Origin of the sequence: Peteryoungia algae (assembly GCF_030369675.1) — a bacterium.
In the GTDB taxonomy this organism is placed as follows: Bacteria; Pseudomonadota; Alphaproteobacteria; order Rhizobiales; family Rhizobiaceae; genus Allorhizobium; species Allorhizobium algae.
This window is the reverse complement of the sequence record NZ_CP128477.1, coordinates 4,063,890-4,088,194: the sequence shown is the minus strand read 5'-3', so window position 1 is coordinate 4,088,194 and position 24,305 is coordinate 4,063,890. Positions and strand designations below refer to the sequence as shown.

Sequence of the window (24,305 nt, the reverse complement as noted above, 5' to 3'; positions counted from 1 at the left end):
TTTCACATGGCGTTAAGTTCATCCGTTGTCGAAATGGTAAAGATCCCCGAAAGTGCGCGAGACCACGACCAGAGCATCCGAAAAACGAAGCAAGCAGGGATCGCCATCCAGGCCGACGCTCAAGACCGTGGCCGAAGCCGCAGGGATCGCCGTCACCACCGTATCGAGAGCGCTTGCCGGTGACCCTTTGATCAGCATCACGACGCGCGAGCGTGTTCGTGAAATCGCGGGGGCTTTGGGCTATGTGCCGGATAGAGCAGCGCAGCGCCTGAAGACCGGGCGGACAAACGTCATCGGCGTGCTCCTCGATCCGCACGAGGAAATTCTCGGCTTCGGAACTTCGCTTCTCTACGGCGTGACCAAGGCGCTGAAAGGCACGCCGTACCACCTGATCGTCATGCCGAACTTCCTTGACGAATCGAACATTGAAGCCGTCGAGCACATCATCCGAAACAACCTCGCTGATGGCCTGATCTTCACACGTACCGAGACGCTCGACCCCCGCGTTCGCCTCCTGAGCGAAAAGGACTTTCCCTTCGTCAGCCATGGCAGGACCGAATTTGCGACGGAACACCCCTTCGTCGATTACGACAACTATGCCTTCGCCTATGAGGCCGCCCGCCGGCTGATTGCCAAGGGCCGCCGGAAATTGACGATCATCCTGCCTCCCAGGCGACTGACTTTCAGCCAACACATGCTGCATGGCTTCATGACGGCTGTCCGCGAAGCCGGAATACCGTTTGAACTCGCGGACGGGATCAACCATGACTCGAAAGCCGGCGTCGTGAGGGACTATTTCCGGCATCGCCTCGACCGTCCCGACCCGCCGGACGCCATAATATGCCCGGGCGAAGTCTCGGCCATGGCCGCGATTACCGGACTTGCAGATGGCGGCTGGTCGCTCGGATCGGAATACGACATCGTCGCCAAGCAGACCTCGCAACTTCTTACCGATATTCAGCCCGGCGTGGACACGATCTACGAGGATCTCACGGAGGCCGGCGAGCATCTGGCCAAGCTGCTGCTCCAAAGGATTTCCGGCGCGGACGTGAACATCCTGCAGAAAATACTGACATAAAGGCGCGCTCGCATCGCGGCGTTGTCGCAAGGGTGTGAAGCCTGCCTCAATCATGGTCCTGCTGGCCCCTGACCCAATTTGGCCTCGTCTGGCCAATGCGCATCACGACGGATTTGATCTCCAGGAATTCATCAAGGCCGTAGCGGCCATTCTCGCGGCCCTGCCCGCTCTGCTTGAAACCGCCGAAGGCAACCTCCGGAAAGCCGTCCATCCAGGTATTGGTCCAGACGGTGCCGGCCTCTGCGCGGCGCGCGAAGGCAAGGCAAGTGTGCACGTTCTCGCTCCAGACGCCGGCCGAGAGGCCATAGGACGCATCGTTGACCAGCGAGACCGCCTCTTCCATCGTCTTGAAGGTCAGGACGGCAAGTACCGGGCCGAAGACCTCCTCGCGGGCGATCGGCATGTCAGGTGTGACATTGGTGACCACGGTTGGTGCGTAGAACTCGCCAGGCAAGCCAGGGTGACTTACAGCCTTGCCTCCGAGGGCAAGACTGGCGCCTGCGGCTACCGCATCGCGCACATAGGCCGCGATCTTTTGCTGATGGGTCGTGGAGATAATCGCACCGACCTGGGTCTCGGGATTGAGCGGATCGCCGAATGCGACCTTGCGCGAAAGTGCCACAACCTTCCCGACCAGGGCGTCCGCAATGTCCTCGTGCACGATGATGCGGCTGCCGGAATTGCAGCATTCGCCCGCGTTGAAGTAGACGCCGAAGGTGATCGCATCGGCAGCAGCATCCAGGTCGGCATCCGGGAAGACGACCTGCGGGTTCTTGCCACCCAATTCGAGCGCGACCTTCTTCAGTGTCCTTGAGGCAACCGCACTGATCGCCTTGCCGACGGCGGTCGACCCGGTGAAGCTCACCATGTCGACATCAGCATGTTCCGCCATCAGCGCGCCGACCGGCTGGCCGAAACCGAGGACGATGTTGACGACGCCGGCAGGCAATCCCGCTTCGACCAGAAGCTCTCCCAGCATCACGGTCGTCGAGGGGGTCATTTCCGACGGCTTGATCACGCAGGTACAGCCTGCGGCGAGGGCAAATGGCAGCTTCTGACTGAGAATCCAGAAGGGGAAATTCCAGGGCGTGATGATCGAGACGACGCCGATCGGTTCTTTAAGCACGACGGCCAGCATCTCTTCGCCCAGTGAATTGTGACTGTCGCCATGCAGGGTACGGGCAAGGGCGGCCGCATAACGCCAGAGGTCGGCGGCACCTGCGACCTCACCGCGGGACTGGGAAATCGGCTTGCCGCTTTCGAGCGTTTCGAGCAGCGCCATGCGCTCGACATTGGCCTCGATCAAATCGGCGACCCTGAGCAGAAACATCGACCGCTCCTTGCCGGTCGCGCGGCTCCACTTGCCACCATTGAAGGCCCGCCGTGCCGCTGCAATCGCGGCTTCGGTTTCCTTGGCACCACCGCGGGCGGAACGGCTGACGACGACGCCGTGAGAGGGCGACACCCTGTCGAAGGTCGCGCTATCAGCACTCTCCTGCCAGATGCCGTCAATCAGGTGGCGGCCTTCGAAGGGTGCTTCTGGCAGCGGATGCGAGACGGTCGCGGTCATGGTCATGTCGTTCATGTCATTCTCCAGAGAATGCGGGTTTGCGTTTCGCGCAGAAGGCGGCGACACCTTCGTCGCGATCGGCACTGGCCGAAATTGCGGCACTGCCGAGTGCCTCGATCATTGCGTCGCGATCTTCGCCCCGGCCCGCATGGATCATGAATTTCGCCACTTCGACGGAACGCGGGGATAGACCGCGGACCGCCTGGGCCATGCTTCGGGCCGTCTCGGCAGGGTTTGCCGAGACCTCGGCCACGAACCCGAAGGCATGTGCCCGCTCGGCAGAGATCCGCCGACCGAAGAGGGCCATCTCCTTCAAGACCGGTTCGGGGAGCAGCCGGCCCAGGCGCTGCGTACCCGACCAGCCCGGGACGATGCCGACATGAGCTTCCGGAAGCGCAATCGTCGCGTTCGGGGTCATGACCCTGACATCGCAGGCGGCAGCAAGTTCCAGACCGCCGCCAAAGGCGTGACCCGCCATGGCCGCGATCACCGGCTTCGACAATCGTGCGAGGCGATCAAAGATGCGGTGCCCATCGCGCACCCAGTGCCGGGCGAATTCGGCGGGCGTCAGATCGCCCCAGGCGTTGATGTCGGCCCCTGCGCAGAAGGCCCGCTCGCCTTCAGCCGTGACGATGACGCAACGAACGTCCTGCGCCCTATCAAGTCGGTCGAGATGGTCGGCCAGCTGCGCCAGCATTTCGACGGTGAAGGCATTGAGCTTGGCAGGATTATCCAGCCGAATCTCCGCGGTCCCGTCTGTGATCTCCAGGTGAACCGCGCTCATGGTGCCCACCCCATCGGATCCATCGACAGGAGGGATGTCGACATGACGTGCGCATCCGGTGCGATTTTCACCCGGCCGTGCGAGGCAACGACGATGTCCCGCTCGGGTTCAATGCCCGGCATGATCTCGGTTGCGACGAGACCGCTCGCCGTCAGGCGCATCACGCAACGCTCGGTGACGTAGAGAACGTCCTGCCCCTGCTCACGGGCTCTGCGGCCGGAGAAGGTCACGTGTTCGACCTTCTCCACCATTTTCGTGAACTTGCCCGGACTGCGGACGTGGATACCGTCTTCGGTTAGGTCGACCGTCGCACCGGCCTCGAACCAGCCGGAGAAAACGATCTTCTTCGCATGCGCGGTGATGTCGACGAAGCCGCCGCAGCCTGCGGTCAGATAGGGCTTCTTGCCAAGCTTCGAGACATTGACATTGCCCTCCACGTCCACCTCCAGGAAGGACAGGAAAGACACGTCGAAACCGCCGCCCTGGAAATAGATGAACTGCTGTGGCGAGGGCATGAAACCGTCGGCATTCGAGGCGCAGCCGAAGGCAAAATCGGTGAGCGGCATGCCGCCGACGGCACCCTGTTCGATTGCCCAGGTGACCGCCTCGGGATGCCCTTCCTCAAGCAGGATGCGCGGCACCTGCGCGCTGATGCCGAAGCCGAGATTGGCAGTCATCCCCGCTTTCAGTTCGAGTGCGGCTCGGCGGGCGATGACCTTCTCGACGCCATGTTCGGCCAGCTTGAAGCTCGACCAGGGCCGCATGATCTGCCCCGATATGGCCGGGTCATATGGCGTCTCGCAGGTCTGTTTCTGGTCGGGATCCAGGACGACGAGGTCAACGAGATGGCCGGGGACGCGCACGTCATGGGGACGCAGACTGCCGGCTGCGGTGACGCGGCTCACCTGGGCGATGACGAGACCGCCATTGTTGCGCGTCGCGATCGCCTGTTCGAGACCGCCAAGATAGGCTCCCTCGTGTTCGTAGGTGAGATTGCCGCGCTCGTCGGCAGTGGTGGCCCTGAGAATGCAGACATCCGGATGGATGTTGGCAAAGTGCAGCCAGGTTTCGCCGGCGAATTCCACACGGCTGACGATGGGGCGGGCCGATGCTCTTTCATTCATCGCACAGCCCTCGCGGACGGGATCGACGAAAGTATCAAGGCCGATCCGCGTCAAAACGCCGGGACGCCGTGCAGCCGCCTCACGGTGCATGTCGAACATGATGCCCGAGGGGACATTGTAGGCCTCGACCCTGTTTTCGACGACCATCTTCCAGATCTCTGGCATGGGCAGGTTCGACGGACCGGATGGATAAGAGCCGGCAAGCACACGGCTGATCAGGCCGTCTTTCGCGATATGGTCGATGCCCTTGACACCATACATGTCTCCAGCGGCGATCGGATGCAGCATGGTGAGATTGCGCGGATAGCCCTCAACATCAAAGCGTTGCCCCAGGGCAGCGAGGACGAGATCCGGACAGCCGAGCGCCGAAGACGAGGACACCGTCACAACAGCTTCATCCGGGATCCGCGAGACAGCTTCGGAAGGGGTGACGAGCTTGCTCAAACCAGACCTCCATAGTTGACGTCAACCCGTACGCCCCGGATTGCGGCATCACGCACGGCGAGCGCTACGGCGAGTGACTTCACCCCATCGAGGCCGGTTGCCGCCGGTTCACCCTCACCAGCCACGGCAGCATGAAAGCGGCGCACGCCCTCCTCGTACAAATCGTGCTTCTCGAATTCGATTGCCTCCCGTCCGGAAGCGGTGACCAAATCGACCAAGCCAATCGGGTTTTGGGTCATGACATCCCGGGCGAAGATCGACCCATCCGTGCCGTGCACCTCGAGGCCAGAGCCCGCGAAGGGATGCGTAAAGCTCTCATGGCTCATCACCATGGCACCCGACGGCATGGTCCACACGGACATTGCCGAGTCCTCGACGCCCTCACCCAGGCCAGAGCTTGCCATCTGCGCCACGACCGCAACGGGATCTTCCCCGAGCAGGAAGCGGGCGACATCGGCATCGTGAACAGTGATGTCGGGAATGACCCCGCCGCCGGCATCCGGAGCGTTGATGCGCCACCCTTGAAGATGCGGCGGTAAATGGACGGCATGATGCAGGCGCAGGGAAAGCACCCGGCCGATCCTGCCGGACGCGATCAGCGCACGCACGGCACGATGACTTCCTGAGCAACGCAGGTGGTGGTTCGTCGCGAAGACAACCCCTGCTTCGTCAGCGGCGCGCACCATGGCAACCGCATCCTCCAGCGTGAGCGCCAGGGGCTTCTCGCACAGCACATGCTTGACGGCCTTCACGGCTGCGAAGGCCTGAGACAGATGCTTTTCGTTGGTGGTGGAAATGTAGACTGCGTCGATGTCTGGATCTGCAAGAATCTCCTCCAGATCACTTCCGAAGTTCGGGATGTGATGCGCAGCGGCAAAGGTTCCGGCCCTCTCCGCCGATGCGCTCAACACATGCGATATCTCGCCATGCCCAGCGCGAATGGCGCCGACCATGTACTGACGCGCAATTGTGCTGGCTCCGATCAACGCCCACCGCATTCGCATTTCCTTCCACATTCCAACACAACTTGGATCGTTCCAATTTTTATGGAACGATCCAAACTGTCTGTCAACCCTGTTTCTAGCCGGATCTGGATGCAGCGTTTCGCATGCAGCCGCGCGTGCGGATGACGGAGGCCCAAATCTGTTGAAGAATGGCGTGCCAGCCTCTCACGTCGACGCCGTCCGCGCGAACTGTGCGGCGCCTTACCACGGCGCTTCGCCCGGGTTTTGATGACCGCGTCTGCAGATCGGTCGGCCAGGTCGAGACAAAAAATTCCCCGATGCGCCGCTTTTCACTCCGTCAGAGACTATCAGGTGGTGGCGAACTCATCGGCGAAAGGCCTGATGCCTTCAACGGCGTGCGTTCATCCACTCTCGAACCTCCCGGACCGCCGCCGGATAACGGGGTTTTCGCGGGGAAACGAGATAGAAATCCGCGCCGACCCTCAACTCTTCCTTCAGCGGCTGGACAAGGCGACGCGACTCCAGGTCATGCCTCACGAAAAAGAGGCTGGCGAGAGCAAGGCCCTGTCCGGCCACTGCCGCCTCAATGGCCAAAGAGGTCTGGTTGAACCGGATGTTCTTGCCCGTTGCGACCGAACCAGTCGGAAAGGCGGCCTCCAGATATTGCGGCCAAAGATCATGGGAATCATGCAAGAGCGCATAGTGCCTGAGGTTGTCGAGATCATTGGGTGGTCCCAGCTTGTCGATCAGCAGCGGACTGGCTACCGCAACGAGCACCTGCTCGAACAGAAGGTCGGCAACGAGGCCTGGGCCGAAAGGCGGCCGGCCGTAGCGCACGGCCAGATCTACCGCATCCGTCTGGAAATTGGAGATCCGATCCGTCGCGAGGATTCGCAGGTCGATATCGGGGTGCGCTTCCGTGAAGTCCGGCAATCGCGGGATCAGCCAGCGCGATGCAAAGGTTGGTGTGACGCTGATGGTCAGGTGGCGGGGTTCAGGCTTCAGAGCGTCGGTCGCGTCAGAGATCAGCTCGAAAGCACGGCTGATATTGCTGACGTAGCTTCTCCCCGGTTCGGTAAGCGCGATTGTCCTTGCACGGCGGTCGAAGAGTTTCAGCCCCAGGACCGCTTCAAGACCGCGGACCTGCTGGGCCACCGCGCCTTGCGTCACCCCGAGTTCTTCAGCAGCTAGCCGAAAGTTCAGATGTCGCGATGCCGCTTCGAAGGCCCGGAGCGCATTGAGGGGAGGAAGCCGCCTTGTATCGTCAGCCATTGAATAGTTTTTCTACTGGATGATGCGCTTCGTTCTGGTTCGTTTGCGCTTTCGCATCATGCTATCACCGTGAACAGATAACGCAAATTCCAACGAAGGAGATCGACATGTCTGCAGGAAAAGTGGCGGTGGTGGTTGCTGGCGGCTCCGGTATGGGGGCGGCATCAGCCCGACGTCTGGCCGCTGATGGGTTCAAAGTGGCCATCCTGTCGTCGTCGGGCAAGGGCGAAGCGCTGGCGCAGGAACTCGGCGGCCTGGGAGTTACGGGTTCGAACCAGTCGAACGACGACCTCAAGCGGCTGATCGACGGCACCATGGACCGTTGGGGCCGCATCGATGTTCTGGTCAACAGTGCCGGCCACGGCCCGAGGAAGCCGATCCTCGAAATCACCGACGAGGACTGGCATGCCGGGATCGATGTCTACTTCCTGAACGCGGTGCGTCCGACCAGATTGGTGACGCCTATCATGCAGCGCCAGAAATCCGGCTCCATCATCAACATTTCCACCACCTGGGCGTTCGAGCCGAGCGCGATGTTTCCGACATCCGCCGTCGCCCGGGCGGGCCTTGCCTCCTTCTCCAAGGTGTTTGCCGACACCTATGCCGCAGAAGGCATCCGCATGAACAATGTCCTGCCGGGCTGGATCGACAGCCTTCCGGCCACCGAGGAACGGCGCGACAGCGTGCCGATGAAGCGCTACGGCACAAGCGAGGAGATTGCGGCGACCGTTTCGTTCCTCGCCTCGGATGGTGCGGCCTACATCACCGGCCAGAACATTCGTGTCGATGGCGGCGTGACGAGGTCCGTATAATTCGATGAGGAATTCTGCACTTGTCGCCTTCTGCTTTCTCGGGCTTGTGTGGGGGAGCAACTTCATCTTCGTCAAATGGGCGGCTCTCCATATCACGCCGGTGCAGATCACGCTGTTGCGCGTCATCTTCGGCTTCATTCCCGTCGTCGTCTACGCGCTCTGGCGGGGCGATCTGAGATGGAGCCAGCTTCGCCACGGCCACCACTTCGTCATCATGGCGCTGCTCGCAACTGCGCTCTACTACTATGCATTCGCCCGTGGAACGGTGCTTCTGCCCTCAGGTGTTGCGGGCATGCTCAGCGGGGCGATCCCTCTTTTCACGCTCGTCTGCGCCTTCCTGTTCCTGCGCGAGGAGCCGCTTGGCAGGGGAAAGATGGCAGGGTTGGTCCTCGGCTTTCTTGGCGTGCTTCTGGTCGCGCAACCGTGGTCCGCAACGGGACAGATCGACATTGACGGCATCGGCTGGATGATCGGCGGATCGCTCAGTGTCGGCTGTTCCTTCGTCTATGCACGCAAGTTCATCAGCCCGCTGAAGCTTCCGGCCGCAGCCCTGACGACATGGCAGATTGGTATCGGCATGGTGCTTCTGGCACTTGTGACACCGTTGCAGGGAATTGGCGCCGTGTTCGATGACCATCGCGCAGCCGCAGGGCTGATCCTCGGTCTTGGCCTTTGCGGCACGGGTCTGGCCTATGTCGCCTACTACCACATCGTCGAGACTCTCGGTGCGCTGGCTGCGTCCAGCGTCACTTACGTACCGCCGGTCGTGGCTCTCCTGATCGGCGTGGCGCTCGTGGGTGAGACGATCCCGCTTTCGGGATATATCGCACTTGTCTCGATTCTGGCCGGTGTCGGGCTGATCCAGTGGTCTTCAGTCCGGGGGTACAGAGCGCAACGCCTTTGAGCATGGGCGGAGCGGCGGGCGAGACGTTGCGGCAGGCGGAGCACGCCTCGCCGCAACGGTCAGCGGGACCGCATGGGTGTCACAGATTGCTCGTGTGAAGCTGCAGGAGTTCGTCATAACATGACGGGTTGGCGGCGAGCACCGGATGCCCGTTCAGGAACTCGGCGCCCGCGCCCGGGAAGTGAAGGTTCTTGCCGCCGGCTTCGCGCACCAGGCAGAAACCCGCCATACAGTCCCAGGCGCGCATGTGGGGCTCATAGTACCCAACCAGGCGACCAGCGGCGACATAGGCGAGCATCAGTGCACCCGACCCGTTGCGGATGAAGTTGCCGCCACGCTCCATCAGGCCGGCGATAATGGCGCCGACGCGTTCGGGTGTGACGTAGTTGTTGCAGCCGATCCCCGTCATCGCATTCTGCAAATTGCGGGTGGGATCGAGACGCAGGGGCTGGTCATTCAGCGTCGCACCGAAACCGAGGGCCGCGGCGTAAAGCTCATCCGAGCAGGGCACGTGGATCACGCCGACGACCGGTTCACCATCGCGAACGATGGCGACGGAGACACACCAGGTGGGCATGCCGTTGACGAAGGGGGCCGTGCCGTCGATTGGATCAACGACCCAAGTGAAACCGGAGGTGCCTTCGTCATGGCCGAACTCCTCTCCCAGGAACCCGTCATTCGCATAGATTTCAGCAACACGCGTCTTGAGGAATGTCTCCACGTTGCGGTCGGCGATGGACACCACGTCCTGAAGATCGCGCTTCGTTTCGATCACCAGCGTATCGCGCCGGTTGAAATAGTCGAGCGCCATAGCCCCCGCTTCGGCTGCCAGCGTCCTGGCCAGGGAGAAACGCGCTGCAAGCGCCGTATCATTTACCGTCATTCTCTTTATCCTTGAACTTTCTGAAATCGGTTTCAGCCGCTGATGACGGCAATGCCACGGTTCTTGAACGCCAGTGTGACGTCGCTCGTGGCGGCATGGGCATGATCGACATCGTGATCGATCACAAAAAGCGTTCCGACATCGGTTTCGACCTCGTATTCGACGTGGCCGCCGAGATAGGCAGAGTGAAGGATGCGTCCCTTCAGGCCGTCTGCGCCGGCAGAGCCGATCCGGATGGAATCGGGGCGGACTGCAAGTTTGGCTGGGCCCTGGCCCGCTTTGGACTGCAGCCGATGCTCGAGATTGCTGACACGCACCAGGACTTCGCTGCCATCGGACTGCACGACCTCGCAGGGCAGCACATTCGCCTCCCCCATGAAATCGGCGATGAAAGGCGAGGCCGGCGCTTCGTAGAGTTCACGCGGCGCACCCGACTGCGCGATCTCGCCGTCCTTCATCACGATGATCCGGTCCGAGACAGCGAGTGCCTCGTCCTGGTCATGGGTGACGTAGACGGCGGTAAAGCCGAGACGCTGCTGGAGATCGCGGATTTCGGTGCGGACACGACGCCTCAGACGTGCATCGAGATTGGAAAGCGGCTCGTCGAGCAGCAGCACCTGCGGCTCCAGAACCAGAGCACGGGCGACAGCGACACGCTGCTGCTGACCACCCGAAAGCTCTGCCGGAAGCCGGTGCCCCATAGCGGCGAGGCCCACAAGCTTGAGACCCTCTTCGGCCTTCTCACGCGCTTCCTTCTTGGCCAAGCCGGACGACTGCAGGCCATAGGCAACGTTTTCGAGCGAGGTCATGTGCGGAAAAAGCGCATAGGACTGGAAGACCATCGAGACGTCGCGTTCGTTGGCGGGCAGCATGGTGACATCCTTGCCACCGATCAGGATCTTTCCGGATGTCGGATGTTCCAGACCTGCCAGCATCCGCAATGTTGTCGTCTTGCCGCAACCGGAGGGCCCGAGCAGGGTCACCAAGGTCCCCGGCTCGATGGTGAGGGAAAGGTCGTGAATGGCGGTGAAGGCACCGAAGGTCTTGCGGACATTCTGGAACGTGACGGATCCGGCTTTGACGGTGATCATGCGGTTTTCTCCTGACCGAGAGGAACGGGATTGTTGTTGCCGAGACCGGCAACACGATTTTCGCGGCGAAGCTTGCGTTCGCCGACAAGGAGCTGGAAGCCGGCAATGACCGTGATCATCACGACGATCAGCATCGAGGAATAGGCGATTGCCACCCCGTATTCGCCGTTTTCGACGAGGCCGACGATGTAGGAGGTCGCCATGTTGTGTTCGGCGCTGACCAGGAAGATCACAGCGCTGATCGAGGTGATGGCCCGCACGAAGGAATAGACGAGTGCAGCGGTGATGGCCGGCCTCAAGAGCGGGAGGATGATCTTGCGCACCGTGCGGAAGCTGTCGGCCCGCAGCGTCAGCGAGGCTTCATCCAGGCTCTTGTCGAGCTGGCTCATCGCCGCGATCCCGCCGCGCACGCCGACCGGCATGTTGCGGAAAACGAAGCAGGCGATCAGGATCAGTGCCGAGCCCGTCATTTCAAGCGGCGGCAGGTTGAAGGCCATGATGTAGCTGACGCCGATGACCGTTCCGGGAATGGCAAAGCTCATCATCAGGGCGAACTCGAAGAGGTTCCGGCCGGCGAACTTCTGCCGGACGATGATGTAGGCGGTGAGCAAGCCGACGGCCGCCGTCAGCGGCGCGGAGATGAGGGCAATCTCCATGGTCGTCCAGAAAGAATTCCAGGCGACACCCGTCCAGGCGATCGAACCGTTCTGGATGCTCACGGAAAACGCGCGGGCGTAGTGTTCGAGGGTCAGCGTGTTGTCCAGGCCCCAGGTGGTGACGAAGCCCCCGACGAGGATCATGCCGTAGACGACGACGGTGAAGACCATCCACGGGATCACGATCGCATGCACGCCGATGGAGATGCTGCGCGGCAGGGCGATATGAGCGCCGCTGTCCCCCTTGCCGGTGACGGTGGCGAAATTCTTGCCGGACAGCCAGACGCGCTGGGCGAGAAAGGCCGACAGGGTGAAGAACAGGAGGACAAGCGCGAGGACAGCCGCGCGGGATGGATCGTTCTGCGAGCCGACCACGGCGAAGAAAATTTCGGTCGAGAGCACGCCATTGCTGCCGCCGAGCACCAGCGGATTGCCGAAGTCGGCCATGCTCTCGATGAAGCCGATCAGGAAGGCATTGGCGAGACCCGGCTTCATCAGGGGCAGCGAGACGCGCCAGAAGGTGCGCCAGCGGTCGGCACGCAGTGTCTGCGAGGCTTCCTCCATCGAGGGACTGACGCCCTCGACAACGCCGATCAGGACAAGGAACGAGATCGGGGTGAAGGACAGGACCTGGGCGATCCAGATGCCTGTCAGGCCATAGAGCCAGCGCCCCGGTTCGATGCCGAAGAGGCTCGACAGGGCTTCGGTGACAACGCCCGCCCGGCCAAAGAGCAGCACGAGCGCAAGACCGATGACGAAGGGTGGCGTGATGATCGGCAGAACGGTCAGAAGGCGCAGACCCTTCTTGAATGGGAAGCGGGTGCGGGTCGCGACGAGCGCGAAGGCCAAGCCCAGCAGAGTGGAGGCAGACGCCGTCATGATGGCAAGCGTGAAGGTGCGCCAGGCGACGCCACAGCGTCCGTCGCCAATCAGGCAGCTGAGGCTCCAGATACCCGGATCCTGCAGATTGCGGATGAAACCGTCCGGTTTGAAGGAACCGTCGAAATCCTGGACGGCAGCGACGAGCATGCTGCCAATCGGATAGAAAACGAACACAAAGACCAGAAACACGAGCAGCGAGATCGAACCGACGACGAAGGCGTCACCCTTCATGACCCCACGCTCGACAAGGCCGAAGGCGAACATGAGCACGAAGACGATCGCCATGGTGACGGCACCGGCGCCCATGGAGGCCTGACCGTCGGAGAGTGGTCCGAAAAGGGTTTCGCTAATCGCCCAGGTCCAGCCGGAGAAGCCAACCGCGAGTCCCTGCAGGCAGAGATAGACGAGACCCGCAGCGCCTGCGGCCGAGAAGAAGGCTCCACGGCGCATCGGGTCGGCGATGAACCGGGCGGCGAAGCCGAGCCCGAAGAAGAGGACAACACCAAGAAGCCAGAGGCGGCCGTGACCCAAAAGCTGAAGCACACCTGGCGCGCTTTGCTCCGACAACGGGTAATCGCCGAGCCAGCCAAGGCCGAAGAAGCCGCTATCCAGCCTATACCAGGGAAGCATCAAGAAGGACGCGGCGCCAAAGGCCAGCAACAGGTCCAGTCTGCGGTTGCCATGTCTCATGGTCGACCTCATCAGTAAATTCGCGAGAAGGAGATGGGCCGGCGGTCAAAAGACCGCCGGCGGATAGGGTCAAACGTCAGTTGGCGATGGCGCCAATCTCACGATCCCAGCGCTCGAGCAGAGCCTTGCGCTTTTCCGGATCGCCATAGGACTTGAAGTCGTAGTCGATCAGCTTGATGTCTTCGAACCGCGGCGCTTCCTTGGGGATCTCGGCTGTCTTGTTCGAGGGAAGCTGGAAGGACTTGGCGTCCTTCATGCGCGACTGCACTTCCGGCTTCAGAGACCAGTCGTACCAGGCCTTGGCGTTTTCCATGTTCCGGGCGCCCTTGACGATCGACATGGAGCCGATCTCGTAGCCGGTGCCCTCGCAAGGTGCGATGGACTTGACGGGGAAACCTTCGGCCGTCTGGGCTACGGCATCATGCATGAAGACGATGCCGAGGCCGGTTTCACCACGGGCAGCCGCCTTGACCGGCGCGGAGCCGGACTTGGTGTACTGCGAGATGTTGGCGTTGAGCGCCTTCAGGTATTCGAAGGCCTTGTCTTCACCCATGATCTGCACGAGCGAGGCGAGTGCCGTATAGGCCGTCCCGGACGAATTGGGATTGGCGATCTGGATCTCGCCCTTCAGTTCCGGCGCCAGGAGGTCGGCCCAGCAGACCGGTTCCTTGTAGCCCTTCTGTTTGAAGATATCGGTGTTGTAGCCCCAGCCGAGCGCCCCGGCATAAACGCCGACGGTCTTGAAGCCCGAGCTTTCGGCCTGATTCTTCGCCCAATCCTGCAACTCGTCGAGCATTGGCGACTTGTATTCTTCCGTCAGCCCCTCGGAGGCGGCCTGGAGATGAGGGTCGCCGGTGCCGGCCCACCAGAGGTCGGTCTTTGGGTTGCGGGCTTCTGCACGGATCTTGGCATAGGCCTCGCCCGAAGACATGCGAACCATGTTGACCTTGATGTCATGGGCCTTTTCGAAATCGCCCTGCATCTGTTCGCAGATGACGACGTCCGCGGCGCAGATGAGGTTGAGCTCACCGGCGGCCAAGGCCGAGCCGGCAGACAAGCTCGTGCCGGCGAAGAGTAGAGTGGAGAGTATAGTCAGTCGCATGGGTATCCTCCTGTTGCTTGCGTCTGATGGAAGTCGAAGACAAAGGACAAGCCTTCGGCGGCGGTGCCGAAAAGGCGCCGATCGAGGGACCGTCCAGTTGTTGAAGGTTCAGTTGGTCGGGTTGATCTCGCTGTCGAAGCGGCTCAGCAGCCGACTTCGCTGTCCGGGTGAACCGAAGGTGGCGAAATCATAGTCCACCATCTTGATCATCGAGATGTCGGGAGCGGCAGGCGGCAGCATGGCCCTGGCGTGGGATGGCACCTGGTTCTGGCCGGCGGTGGCGCCGGTTGCCTGTCCATCCGGGCTCAGGGCAAAATCGACGAAGCGGCGCGCCTCCTCCAGATTGCGACTGCCTTTGACGATGCTGACGGCTCCGATTTCATAGCCGGTACCCTCGCAGGGTGCGACGATCACGAGGGGAGCGCCCGCCTCCTTTTGAGTGACGGCATCATGCATGAAGGAGATGCCGATGGTGATCTCTGCCCTGCCCGCCGCCTTGACCGGCTCGGCACCGGCCTTGGTGTATTCGGTGATGTTGCGGCCGAGCTCGCGCATGTAGACAAATGCCTCGTCTTCGCCGAGGAGTTGCACCAGCGTGACGAGGGTCGTGAAGGCCGTGCCCGAGGAATGCGGATTGCCGGACAGGATATGCCCGCGATAGATGGGCTTGGCGAGATCCTTCCAGCAGTTGGGCGCCGGCAAACCGGCAGCCGAGAGAAGATCCGCGTTGTAGGCGAAGCCGAGCGCACCGGCATAGAGGCCGACGGCCGTGCCACCAGACAGGGAGAAGAAATTCCGCGCCCAGGGCAGAAGGTCAGCTTCCTGCTGCGGGCGGTAGGGTTCGAGCAGCCCCTCATAGGCCGCCTGCAGGTGTGTAACCCCGGTGCCACCCCACCAGACATCAACCGTGGGCTGATCTTTCTCATCGCGAACACGATCGAGTATTTCGCCGGTGCTCATCCGTGGCATGTTGACCGCAAGGCCGGTCTTTGCCTCGTAGGTCTTCTCCATGACGGCACACCAGACTTCGTCGACGCCACAAAGAACGTTCAGCGCGTCGGCTCCACGGGTCGCGGTGGTCATGGCGAGGGTTGCAAAAAACCCGGCGCCGATGGCGGTCAGTAACTTCACGTCGTCCTCCCTTGGAACCTCCCCGTTCCAATAGATGAAGCATGTCCATAACGGTCCGGGCTGGCAAGCCGGGATATGGTTACCGATCTTTCACCGCACCATCGTCACCCATTGCAGAGATTGCAAATGTTACAATTGTGACGTTTGCCGATAACCACCAAGTCTTTGGCGTTTTCGCCCGGCGCGGTTATGATGCTGATGGGAGGACTGCAACTTGTTGAACCAGAAGGTAAAAATTCTGATCGTCGAGGACGATCCGGATATGGCGGAGCTTATCTGCGATCTGGTGGAGGCAGAGGGCTGGATCCCGATCACGGCGCCCTCCGCCGAGATCGCGCAGGAGCGATTGCAGCACGAGACGGTTCAACTGGTTCTGGTCGATCACAATCTGCCCGGTCTGTCCGGTCGGGCCTTCGCGCAGCGTCTGAGAGCCCAGACCGATGTCGGCATCGTCATGGTGACGGCAGCGGGAAGTGCGACCGATCGGGTGCTCGGACTGGAGACCGCAGCCGACGACTATGTCGTCAAGCCGTTCGAACCGAACGAACTGACCGCACGGATCAAGGCCGTTCTCAGACGCACCCATCCGCAACTGCGCCACGACAGGGAAAGCGACCGCGAACAGACGCCGGCAGCGCTGCGGCTCGGCGAATGGGCCATCGATCTCGCTCAACGCCGGGCTGTTTGCCTGACCGATCCGACGAAGACACTGACCTCTGCCGAGTTCGCCCTGCTGGAAATACTCGCCGAGACGCCGAACTCGCCCGTCAGCCGCGCACAGATTCTCGACCGGATGGGGGCTGATTCCGATCGCTTCGTCGATCGAAACGTCGATGTCCTGGTGCTGCGGCTGCGGCGCAAGATCGAGCGCAACCCCGACCTGCCCAGCCATATCCAGACACGACGCGGCAAGGGCTATGTGCTGCACATCGACGACGCCGGATCATCGCCTTGATCAACCGCGCCTTCCTCTCCTCCATCGCCTTTCGATTGCCCTTTGCAATCGCCTTCATCTGCGTCTCGGTCCTCCTCCTGTCGACCGTCGCCATTTATGGCCTGCAAAGAGCGCGCAGCGAAATGTCGGCCTATAGCGTGCAGGCGTTTACAAGTCTCGCCAAGGCCTCACTTGTTTCCAGGCAAGTTTCCGACCTTGTTTCCAGCGCGCCATTCCTGATGAATGCCACGTCTCCCTACCGTGTTTCGAGCGAGAGCCGTGCCGTGGTCGCACAGGTCGAGACACTGCTTGAGACAATGGCACCGGATCAGCCAGGTGTGACCTTGCAAGGCGCCGGTGCGCGCCGGATCATCGAACTGCTCGAGGATATCGAAGCACAGACGCTGGCCCTTGCGGCAAATGCCGATGCCGCCCAAGAGCACAAGGCTGAAGCGGCTGTGGCGCTCGGAGAAATAGCGACCGCTCGCACGATCCAGGATCAGGATCTGCGGCAACGCCTGAATGGCATCGCACAATCCGCCTCGACATCAGACAGCCTGTTCCAGCTCGGGGAACTTCAACGTCGCTTCGTGGCCGAGACGACTGCCCGAATGCTGGTACCAAGCCCCGACCTGCGGGTCTCGCCTGAACAGCTCGAACCGTATCGGCGGATCTTCGAGGCCCAGACCCGTTACCTCCTCGAGATGTTCACCATCCGCGCCTCCGTCTCGCGCCTGCACACGGTTTCGCGTGACCTCTCCCATGCAACGGAAACCCAGAGCGCATTCGTTGCCAGCGCGCTGAACCAGAACCTCGAAGCCACCTCAAGCGCTTTGCGCCAGCTGCTCGTCATGATCGCGCTGGCATCCTTCGCGGTGGTCATCCTTGCCATTCTCTCCATCCGCTCGGTGATGCGGGTTTCGCATGGAATAGGGGATCTCTCGCGCGGCATGAATGCGCTGGCGCGCGGAGAGGAAAATGTGGGGCCGCCCGTTTATGCCGGAACTGAAACGGAACTGATCCGCTTGCTTGACGCCTTCCGCGCTTTCAAGGAGAGCGTGGATCGTGTGTCCCGCCTGAGACGAACCGCCGAAGCGGCTGCCCGCACAATCCGATCGACATTCCGGACGATGAACGAAGGCATTGCGCTCTTTGATCCCGCAGGCCGACCGATCACCATGAACCGTCGCATCATCGAGCTCATGCGACAGACGGGTTCGTCGCGGAAGATGTCGCTGCGGCGCTTCGTCGGAACGGTCCCGGAGATCAATCCTCTGCTCATGCCGACCGAAAACGAGAGGGGGTCGCTTGTCGAGCGACAAATGCTGCGGCACCGGTTTGCCGACGACCAGGTTGTGGAGATTTCAGCATCACGGCAACCCGACGGAGGGGTGGTGCTGCTTGCCCGTGACGTGACGGCCTTGGATCGCCAGGAGATGGAAGCGGCGCGTGCCCAGCGACTGGATGTTGTGATGCGCATGACACACCAGGTGAGCCACGAGGTCGGCAACATGATCGGCATCATCACCGGAAGCCTTGGCCTGCTTGAGCGAGAACCGGGTTTCACGGAGCGGCAGAAGCGCCACCTGGGACGCATACGCAAGGCTGCCGAGCGCGGGCGAGCGCTCGCCTCCAGCATGTTGTCCGTCGGCAGCCAGCAGCAGATACGTCCGACTTCGATCGAGGTCGGCACGATCCTTCAAGGGATGGCCGATGTCCTGGAAATGGCGATCGGCAGCCGCAATCGGCTGGAGCTGAAAGTTGCAGGCAATCTGCCAACTGTCAGCCTCGATCCCGCGCTGCTCGAGCAGTCCATCCTCAACCTGTGTCTCAACGCATCGGCCGCCATGCCGGACGGGGGAGCAATCCGCGTGGAAGCATTGGAAAATTCCCAAACCATCATCATCGCAGTCGTTGACGAAGGTGTCGGAATGTCTCCTGAAGTCCTGGATCAAGCGATGGAACCCTATTTCACGACACGCTCGAAAACCGGGGGATCGGGCCTCGGGCTCGCCATGGTCTATGGGTTCGTCCGCCAGTCCGGTGGTGAAGTCAGGATCGAATCCCGCCTCGGGGAAGGAACACGTGTCGAGCTTTGTTTTCCTGCCGTTAAAGTCGGATATGACGCCATGGCAGGCTGAACCAGAGTGAACCCAAGCTCGCCGTTGAAGGCCTGCTGCCTGTCCGGGATCCAAGCCCGTGAGACAGAGCGCGTTTCGTTGTGATCAGAGGATTTTCGGCTCACCCATGTCTTCGCACCGTCGCTGCACCTGGCTTGCCTTAATGCCAGCCATGCCACGGCGCCCGGGAGTTATATTGCCTCGCCACTGCATCGGCGGGCAATGTCATGGCCCTCAGCCTGACGCCAAGCAACCCGACCCCGCCGGAAGGACACCGGTGACCACGTCGCGGGACACGGTCTTCAATTTCCCGAGACCCGGCCTCCATGACCTTTACTTTCCTGTCTTCAACGACGTTTAGTAGCTCCGCAGCGTCGGGTAAGCGCGCAGTGATCGGAGTACATATGGGCTTCACATTCTTCGTCGCCGCAGTCGGCTTCGGCCTGCGCATACACGCAGACGGGCTGTTTCTCGATCAGCTTCGCAGCGGAGACCCCGAGGCGCTGCGTCTGCTCGTCGAGCGTCATCAGGCTGCCCTTGTCGGCCTGGCGCAGACCATCGTGAAGAACCGCGCAATGGCCGAAGACGTCGCTCAGGAAACCTGGCTTTCGGTCATTGCCAACATCTCCAGATTTGAAGGCAAGGCTGCCCTGTCGACCTGGATTATCGCCATTCTGCTGAACAAGGCGAAAACCCACGCCAAACGTGAAGGACGCTATGCGCCTCTCGCCGAGGACCGTGATCAGGGCGATGAGAAGCACACCGTGTCGCCATCGCGTTTCGATGCGACAGGGCACTGGGCCAACGCACCTCGCTCCTTCGACGGCTTGAACCCGGAGCGGATATTCGCCGGGCGACAGTTGTGGAACCATGTTCGCGAGATGATCGATCGACTTCCTCCCGCGCAGAAAGCGGTTCTCATCATGCGTGATGTTGAGGGTCATGATGCCGCGAAAACCTGCGAGCTTCTCGAACTCACCCCTGAGAACCAGCGTGTCATGCTGCACCGCGCCCGCACCCGTATCCGCAATGAGATCGAAATCTTGCTTGTCGGAAAGGATGCCGGGCATCACGCAAGCGTGAAAGGAATGCTGTAACGTTCCCGGTCAAGCCAAGTCTTACTGGCAGAACCCGACCGGGTTTAGACCAAGAGGCGAACGACATTGTTGCGTTGCAGAGACATTCCAGAGATTGCCAGCGATTACATCAATCGCGAGGGTTCGATGCGGACCCGGATGATGATGTCTCTTCATCTGGCGCAATGCAAAAACTGCAGAAGCTATGTCGGCGGGCTGAAGATCACCAGGACCCTGATCTCCGAGAGCGTTCGGGGACCCGTGGCCGACGAACTCCTGCAAACGCTTGGTCTCAAAAACCCGGATCGCGATGGTTCTTTCAAGGAGCCGAACGAATGAGACTAGATGCCTATAATTTATCGACGAGCACGGTAAGCTCAGACGCTGAAACGGCTTTCGAGGCGGCGGTCCATGGTCTCGCCGCCCATAGCCCAGACACCGGGGTCGCACTCCAGTCGACCCTCACGGCGGACCCCGATCACGTCGCAGCACTTGCGCTCAAGGGTTTTGCGAACCTCATTCTCGCGCGGTCTGAACTGGCAATGCCAGCGGCCGACGCACTGGCTGCGGCGCGAAAGGCCATGGCCTATCGTGATGGCGGAACACGGGACGAGCAGGTTCTGGTGCATGCGCTTGCGGCGGCCGTGGATGGCTCCTTCGCAACCGCCGCCCACCGGCTGGACGAGGGCTTTGCCGAGCGGCCGGCCACCTTTCTCCCGTTCAAGATTTCGCACGCCCTTCGCTTCATGCTGGGCGATGCCAGCGGAATGCTGTCGGCAAGCAACCGTGTGATGGAAGTCTGGAGCGACGACTTGCCGGCTGCCGGCTTCCTGCTCGGCTGTCATGCATTCGCACTCGAGGAGCATGGCTTCTATCAGGCCGCCGAAGCGGCCGGACAGCGCGCAGTTCGCCTGCAGCCGGATGATGCCTGGGGCCTGCATGCCGTGTCCCATGTCCACGAGATGAGGGGCGACACCGCAGCCGGCATAACCTGGCTCGAAGAGGGCCGCAGTTCGTGGTCACGCTGCAACAACTTCGCCTTCCACATGGCCTGGCATCTGGCGCTGCTGCATCTCGAGCGTGGCGATCACGAACAGGTCCTGAGGATTTATGACGAGGAAGTGCGTCCGCAACAGACGGACGATTTCCGCGACATGGCAAACGCCGTCTCGCTTCTGTGGCGGCTCAACCAGACAGGTGTGGATGTGGGATCCCGATGGGGGGACCTGGCAGAGATCGCGCTGAAGCGGCGACATGATACGACGCTGATATTTGCCTCTCTGCACACGCTGGCGGCTCTTGTCGCCCTTGGCGAATACACCGGCGTGCGCGACCTCATCAGCGGGCTGGAGGTGAAGGCCGCCGGCAACGGCGACCAGGCGCAGGTTGCCGCCAAGGTCGGATTGCCTCTGGCCCGCATCATCGCCGGAATGAGCACTGCGGCCGATCGGCAGAAGCTGGATCAGCTCGTCCTCGACATGCCGATGATCGGTGGCAGCAATGCCCAGCGCGACTTTTTCCTTCTCGCAGTCGCCAAGGCTGCGGGCACGAATGGTGACAGCGCGGGCTTCTCCCGGATCCGCGCCGTGCGCGGCCTGCTGCGCGCCGAAGATCGCCTGATCGGGTCGATCGACATGCACAGAACACTCTGATTTTCCAGGCTGGACCCTATTTTCGCTCAACAAGGGGGAACGACAATGACCATGATCGAGACCGACAAGGCGCCTGTTCTGCCACGGCTTTCAGGGAGACTGCTGACCACCATCGTCATTGCTGGACTGGTTGCAGACATGACCTGGGAAATCTGGGCAAGAGGGATCACGCCGCTGCTCGTCGGCGGCCCGCTCGAACCGGCCGGGCTCATCCAGAGCGTGTTCGGCTTCCAGAACCGCTTTGCCGCCGAAATCATCCACGCGATCGTCGGGATCATCCTCTACCCGATCGGCTATCTGTTCATCGCGCGGCCGCTCCAGCGGATGATTTTCCCGCGTCTGCCTCTTTTCCTGACCGGGCTCGGTTTCGGGACAGGCCTGTGGATCTTCGCCCTCTATGTGATGGCCCACCTGATCGCCGGCTTCCCACCGTTCCTCGGCTTCATTCCTCTGACCTGGGTATCCCTGGTGGGCCATTGGCTCTTCGGGCTGATCGTTGCCTATGTCGTCTGGTTTCGTGAGCGCTAAACCTCGTGCCCGGACAAGATCTTGAGACTGGACATTCCGCACACCGTTTCGGCGGCGTGCGGATTTGCGCCTCAGAAACCAATCTCCCGGAGAGCGACGTCAAGATGCTCCGGGCTGGCCTGATGCCCGCCATCATGAATGCACAGCGCGACTTCACCGCGGTTGCAGTCAGGCGTCACCTCGCAGGGAATACCGCCGATGACCTTCTGGATAGTGGTCTCGGGCTTGCAGATCTTCTGCTCGCGAATGATGGCCATGCTCTTGAATGTGTTCCCCTGTTGGAAGCCCGAGCCGATGGCGCGGCCGCTCAAGGGAAATGTCTTGTCCGCCGAGCCGTGAATCTGCACCAGCGGCGGCATGTCCGCGACACAGTCCGTCGGGGCCGGCAGCGGATCCCAGAACACTCCGGAAAAGGTCACCGCGCCCGCGGTGCGGTTTCCCTGCTGGCACAGCGTGTACCAGGCCATAGAGGCGCCCTGGGAGAAGCCGCCGACAAGCGTGTTGGTCTGATCGAAGCCAAATCGTACCCCCAAATCATCGAAGACGTGACCGACGAAGCGCTTCTCGTCGCGAAAACGTCCGGGAGCGTTGGGATGAGACCATGTCCCGTTCAGTCCATCGACCGCCGCAAAGGCGAGCCCGCGGGCATGGGCGACGTCCACCAAGGCCCGATGCTGCATCTGCTTCTCGGCCGAACTCTTATATCCATGGAAGTACACCAGGACGCCTTTGGGCGAACCGGACGACGGCATCTCGATCCTGTAGGAGCCGTCCTCCACGACGCAAGGGACGCTATCTCCGCACTCGTCGGCATAGGCCGCATGAGGCACGAGAAGCCCGGCCGCGATCAGCAGATACTGCGGAATAGTCACCTTGGTGCCTCCTGTCGAAACCCTTCATTTCCCGTACAGTCTTTGGTGGAGCGCTGCAATTTGGCGACGCTTCACGATAATGAGAGAGGCTTTTTGCCCAATGCCAGATGAAATCAGAATGACGCCGGCGCGCGTTGTCGAAGCGGTTGCAGCTACACTGCACGCATACGGAGTTCGCCACGCTTTCGGCATGCCGGGCGGCGAGGTCGTCACCTTGATCGACGGGCTGGAGAAGGCCGGGATCGCGTTTCATCTCGCTCGCCACGAGACGGCAGCAGCCTCGATGGCAGCGGGTGCAAGCCTCACCACCGGCACACCCGGCCTGCTCGTCACCACCGTCGGACCAGGCCTTGCCAATGCCGTGAACGGGATTGCGGACGCGGCGCAGGAGCATGTGCCGCTGGTCGTCATCTCCGGTATCGTCGATCGCGCGACACGCGCACGCTACACGCATCAGGTCATTGACCACGCCCAGCTTCTGCGGCCTTTGGTCAAGGCGAGTTTCGAGATCGAATGTGAAAGCGCCGGACCGACAGTTGCCCGCGCCCTCGCTCTTGCCCTGACAGAGCCGATGGGGCCGGTTCATCTCGATCTTTCCCCGGCTGTCGCGGCGATGATTGACCCCAATCCGAGGGTGATCACCCCAACCACCGTTCTGACACCTGCGGTTGGGGCAGCCGATCCGTCGATACTCACTCTGGCAGAGCATCTGGCAAAGGCCGAACGACCGCTGATCCTGGCGGGCTTCGAGGCGGCCAGAGCCGATGCGGGGCCGCACATCCTGCGCCTCGCCGAGGCGATCGGTGCGCCGGTGGTGACGACCTACAAGGGCAAGGGACTGATCCCGGAAAGCCATCCCCTGGCGCTTGGCGGTGCGGGCCTGTCGCCGCTGGCCGACGCCATCATGCTCGACCTCATGCGGCGCGCCGATCTGATCCTGATGATCGGCTACGATCCCATCGAAATGCGTCTCGGTTGGCTCGACCCCGTGATCGATTCCGACAGGATCGTGGAGATCACGAATGCCGCGCCCGATCACGCCATGCATCACGCGGCCAACCGGCTCCTTGCCAACACTGCCGCTGCGACAGCGGCGCTGGCGGCGGCCGTCGAACCCCGAAAATCCTGGCCTGACGGCGAGCACCTCAGCGCCAGGGATCGGGTGGCAGCGACCTTTGCGACGCGATCGGACTGGGGACCCCATGTCATCATCGACCTGCTCAACGAGGCCGCTGGCGCGGATGGGCTTGTGACGGTCGACAGTGGTGCGCACCGGATATTGCTGTCGCAGAAATGGATTGCCGAGCGCCCCTTGTCCCTGCTGCAGTCCGCCGGCTTCTGCACCATGGCGGCCGCGCTACCCTTGGCGATCGGCGCGAAGGTCGCCGATCCCGAACGCCGCGTCTTTGCCGTGATGGGCGATGGCGGGCTTGAGATGGGGATCGGGGAACTGGCTACATTGCGCGACAACGGCCATCCCGTCACTGTGGTCGTCTTCCAGGATCAAAGCCTGGCGCTCATCGCGTTGAAGCAGTCCTCTGCGGGGCTTGCTTCCGCTGGCGTCTCGCTGGGAGAAACGGACTTTGCCACCATTGCAACGGGATTTGGTGGACACGGCGTTCGCGTCGAAACCGCCGACGATCTCCGCCGCGAGCTCGCTGCCGCAGACGGCCGGGCGAATTTCACTCTGATTTCATGCAAGTTTGATGCCGATGCTTACAAAAACGCATTCTGA

At 61.7% G+C, this 24,305-nt stretch carries 20 protein-coding genes; 9 read left to right on the top strand and 11 right to left on the bottom strand.

What is annotated here, in order from left to right; translation table 11 throughout:
* Window positions 1-52 precede the first annotated feature (52 nt).
* Window positions 53-1,078 carry a LacI family DNA-binding transcriptional regulator gene (locus tag QTL56_RS19335; protein WP_245134905.1) on the top strand — a complete coding sequence of 342 codons (1,026 nt, stop codon included), beginning with the start codon at window positions 53-55 and terminating at the stop codon, window positions 1,076-1,078.
* A gap of 46 nt (window positions 1,079-1,124) precedes the next feature.
* Here QTL56_RS19335 and QTL56_RS19330 read toward each other — a convergent pair whose 3' ends face one another.
* The 5 genes from QTL56_RS19330 to gcvA form a co-directional block, all read right to left on the bottom strand.
* On the bottom strand, window positions 1,125-2,654 hold the full coding sequence (locus tag QTL56_RS19330) for an aldehyde dehydrogenase family protein (RefSeq protein WP_245135496.1): 1,530 nt from the start codon (window positions 2,652-2,654) through the stop codon (window positions 1,125-1,127).
* 10 nt (window positions 2,655-2,664) lie between these two features.
* Window positions 2,665-3,432 carry an enoyl-CoA hydratase/isomerase family protein gene (locus QTL56_RS19325; RefSeq protein WP_245134904.1) on the bottom strand — a complete coding sequence of 256 codons (768 nt, stop codon included), beginning with the start codon at window positions 3,430-3,432 and terminating at the stop codon, window positions 2,665-2,667.
* Complete coding sequence (locus tag QTL56_RS19320) at window positions 3,429-5,000, bottom strand: acyl CoA:acetate/3-ketoacid CoA transferase (protein WP_245134903.1); 1,572 nt, start codon at window positions 4,998-5,000, stop codon at window positions 3,429-3,431. Before QTL56_RS19320 ends, QTL56_RS19325 begins: the two co-directional genes overlap by 4 nt.
* Window positions 4,997-6,004: a Gfo/Idh/MocA family protein gene (locus QTL56_RS19315; RefSeq protein WP_370660310.1), complete on the bottom strand. Its 1,008-nt coding sequence runs from the start codon at window positions 6,002-6,004 to the stop codon at window positions 4,997-4,999. Before QTL56_RS19315 ends, QTL56_RS19320 begins: the two co-directional genes overlap by 4 nt.
* 348 nt (window positions 6,005-6,352) lie before the next feature.
* Complete coding sequence (gene gcvA / locus QTL56_RS19310; protein WP_245134899.1) at window positions 6,353-7,237, bottom strand: transcriptional regulator GcvA; 885 nt, start codon at window positions 7,235-7,237, stop codon at window positions 6,353-6,355.
* A 107-nt stretch (window positions 7,238-7,344) separates the two neighbouring features.
* Here gcvA and QTL56_RS19305 point away from each other — a divergent pair, with 107 nt between their 5' ends.
* The gene (locus tag QTL56_RS19305; protein ID WP_245134896.1) at window positions 7,345-8,049 is read left to right on the top strand and encodes an SDR family oxidoreductase; all 705 of its coding nucleotides are present in this window, start codon (window positions 7,345-7,347) and stop codon (window positions 8,047-8,049) included.
* A 4-nt stretch (window positions 8,050-8,053) separates the two neighbouring features.
* Complete coding sequence (locus QTL56_RS19300; RefSeq protein ID WP_245134894.1) at window positions 8,054-8,953, top strand: DMT family transporter; 900 nt, start codon at window positions 8,054-8,056, stop codon at window positions 8,951-8,953.
* 79 nt (window positions 8,954-9,032) lie between these two features.
* Here QTL56_RS19300 and QTL56_RS19295 read toward each other — a convergent pair whose 3' ends face one another.
* The 5 genes from QTL56_RS19295 to QTL56_RS19275 form a co-directional block, all read right to left on the bottom strand.
* Complete coding sequence (locus QTL56_RS19295) at window positions 9,033-9,836, bottom strand: inositol monophosphatase family protein (RefSeq protein WP_245134891.1); 804 nt, start codon at window positions 9,834-9,836, stop codon at window positions 9,033-9,035.
* Between the two features lie 32 nt (window positions 9,837-9,868).
* Window positions 9,869-10,927: an ABC transporter ATP-binding protein gene (locus QTL56_RS19290; protein ID WP_245134890.1), complete on the bottom strand. Its 1,059-nt coding sequence runs from the start codon at window positions 10,925-10,927 to the stop codon at window positions 9,869-9,871.
* Entirely contained in the window at window positions 10,924-13,155 is a 2,232-nt protein-coding gene (locus QTL56_RS19285; protein ID WP_229572981.1) for an ABC transporter permease, read from the bottom strand. The genes QTL56_RS19290 and QTL56_RS19285 overlap by 4 nt, the downstream gene beginning before the upstream one ends.
* A gap of 76 nt (window positions 13,156-13,231) precedes the next feature.
* The gene (locus tag QTL56_RS19280) at window positions 13,232-14,257 is read right to left on the bottom strand and encodes an ABC transporter substrate-binding protein (protein ID WP_245134888.1); all 1,026 of its coding nucleotides are present in this window, start codon (window positions 14,255-14,257) and stop codon (window positions 13,232-13,234) included.
* Between the two features lie 108 nt (window positions 14,258-14,365).
* Window positions 14,366-15,388 carry an ABC transporter substrate-binding protein gene (locus tag QTL56_RS19275; RefSeq protein ID WP_502572671.1) on the bottom strand — a complete coding sequence of 341 codons (1,023 nt, stop codon included), beginning with the start codon at window positions 15,386-15,388 and terminating at the stop codon, window positions 14,366-14,368.
* Window positions 15,389-15,602: 214 nt separating this feature from the next.
* Between QTL56_RS19275 and QTL56_RS19270 the strand changes: the two genes are divergently transcribed.
* The 5 genes from QTL56_RS19270 to QTL56_RS19250 all read left to right on the top strand — a co-directional run bounded on the left by QTL56_RS19270 (window position 15,603) and on the right by QTL56_RS19250 (window position 21,698).
* On the top strand, window positions 15,603-16,343 hold the full coding sequence (locus QTL56_RS19270; protein ID WP_229572983.1) for a response regulator transcription factor: 741 nt from the start codon (window positions 15,603-15,605) through the stop codon (window positions 16,341-16,343).
* Window positions 16,340-18,463: a sensor histidine kinase gene (locus tag QTL56_RS19265; RefSeq protein ID WP_245134886.1), complete on the top strand. Its 2,124-nt coding sequence runs from the start codon at window positions 16,340-16,342 to the stop codon at window positions 18,461-18,463. The genes QTL56_RS19270 and QTL56_RS19265 overlap by 4 nt, the downstream gene beginning before the upstream one ends.
* Before the next feature lie 383 nt (window positions 18,464-18,846).
* Window positions 18,847-19,539 (top strand): RNA polymerase sigma factor, encoded by a 693-nt coding sequence (locus QTL56_RS19260; protein ID WP_245134884.1) that lies wholly within the window; start codon window positions 18,847-18,849, stop codon window positions 19,537-19,539.
* Between the two features lie 314 nt (window positions 19,540-19,853).
* Window positions 19,854-21,170 (top strand): tetratricopeptide repeat protein, encoded by a 1,317-nt coding sequence (locus QTL56_RS19255; RefSeq protein ID WP_245134882.1) that lies wholly within the window; start codon window positions 19,854-19,856, stop codon window positions 21,168-21,170.
* Window positions 21,171-21,215: 45 nt separating this feature from the next.
* Complete coding sequence (locus QTL56_RS19250) at window positions 21,216-21,698, top strand: hypothetical protein (RefSeq protein ID WP_245134880.1); 483 nt, start codon at window positions 21,216-21,218, stop codon at window positions 21,696-21,698.
* Between the two features lie 71 nt (window positions 21,699-21,769).
* Here QTL56_RS19250 and QTL56_RS19245 read toward each other — a convergent pair whose 3' ends face one another.
* Window positions 21,770-22,570 carry a CE1 family esterase gene (locus tag QTL56_RS19245; RefSeq protein ID WP_245134879.1) on the bottom strand — a complete coding sequence of 267 codons (801 nt, stop codon included), beginning with the start codon at window positions 22,568-22,570 and terminating at the stop codon, window positions 21,770-21,772.
* Between the two features lie 118 nt (window positions 22,571-22,688).
* Here QTL56_RS19245 and QTL56_RS19240 point away from each other — a divergent pair, with 118 nt between their 5' ends.
* Window positions 22,689-24,305 carry a thiamine pyrophosphate-binding protein gene (locus QTL56_RS19240; protein ID WP_245134877.1) on the top strand — a complete coding sequence of 539 codons (1,617 nt, stop codon included), beginning with the start codon at window positions 22,689-22,691 and terminating at the stop codon, window positions 24,303-24,305.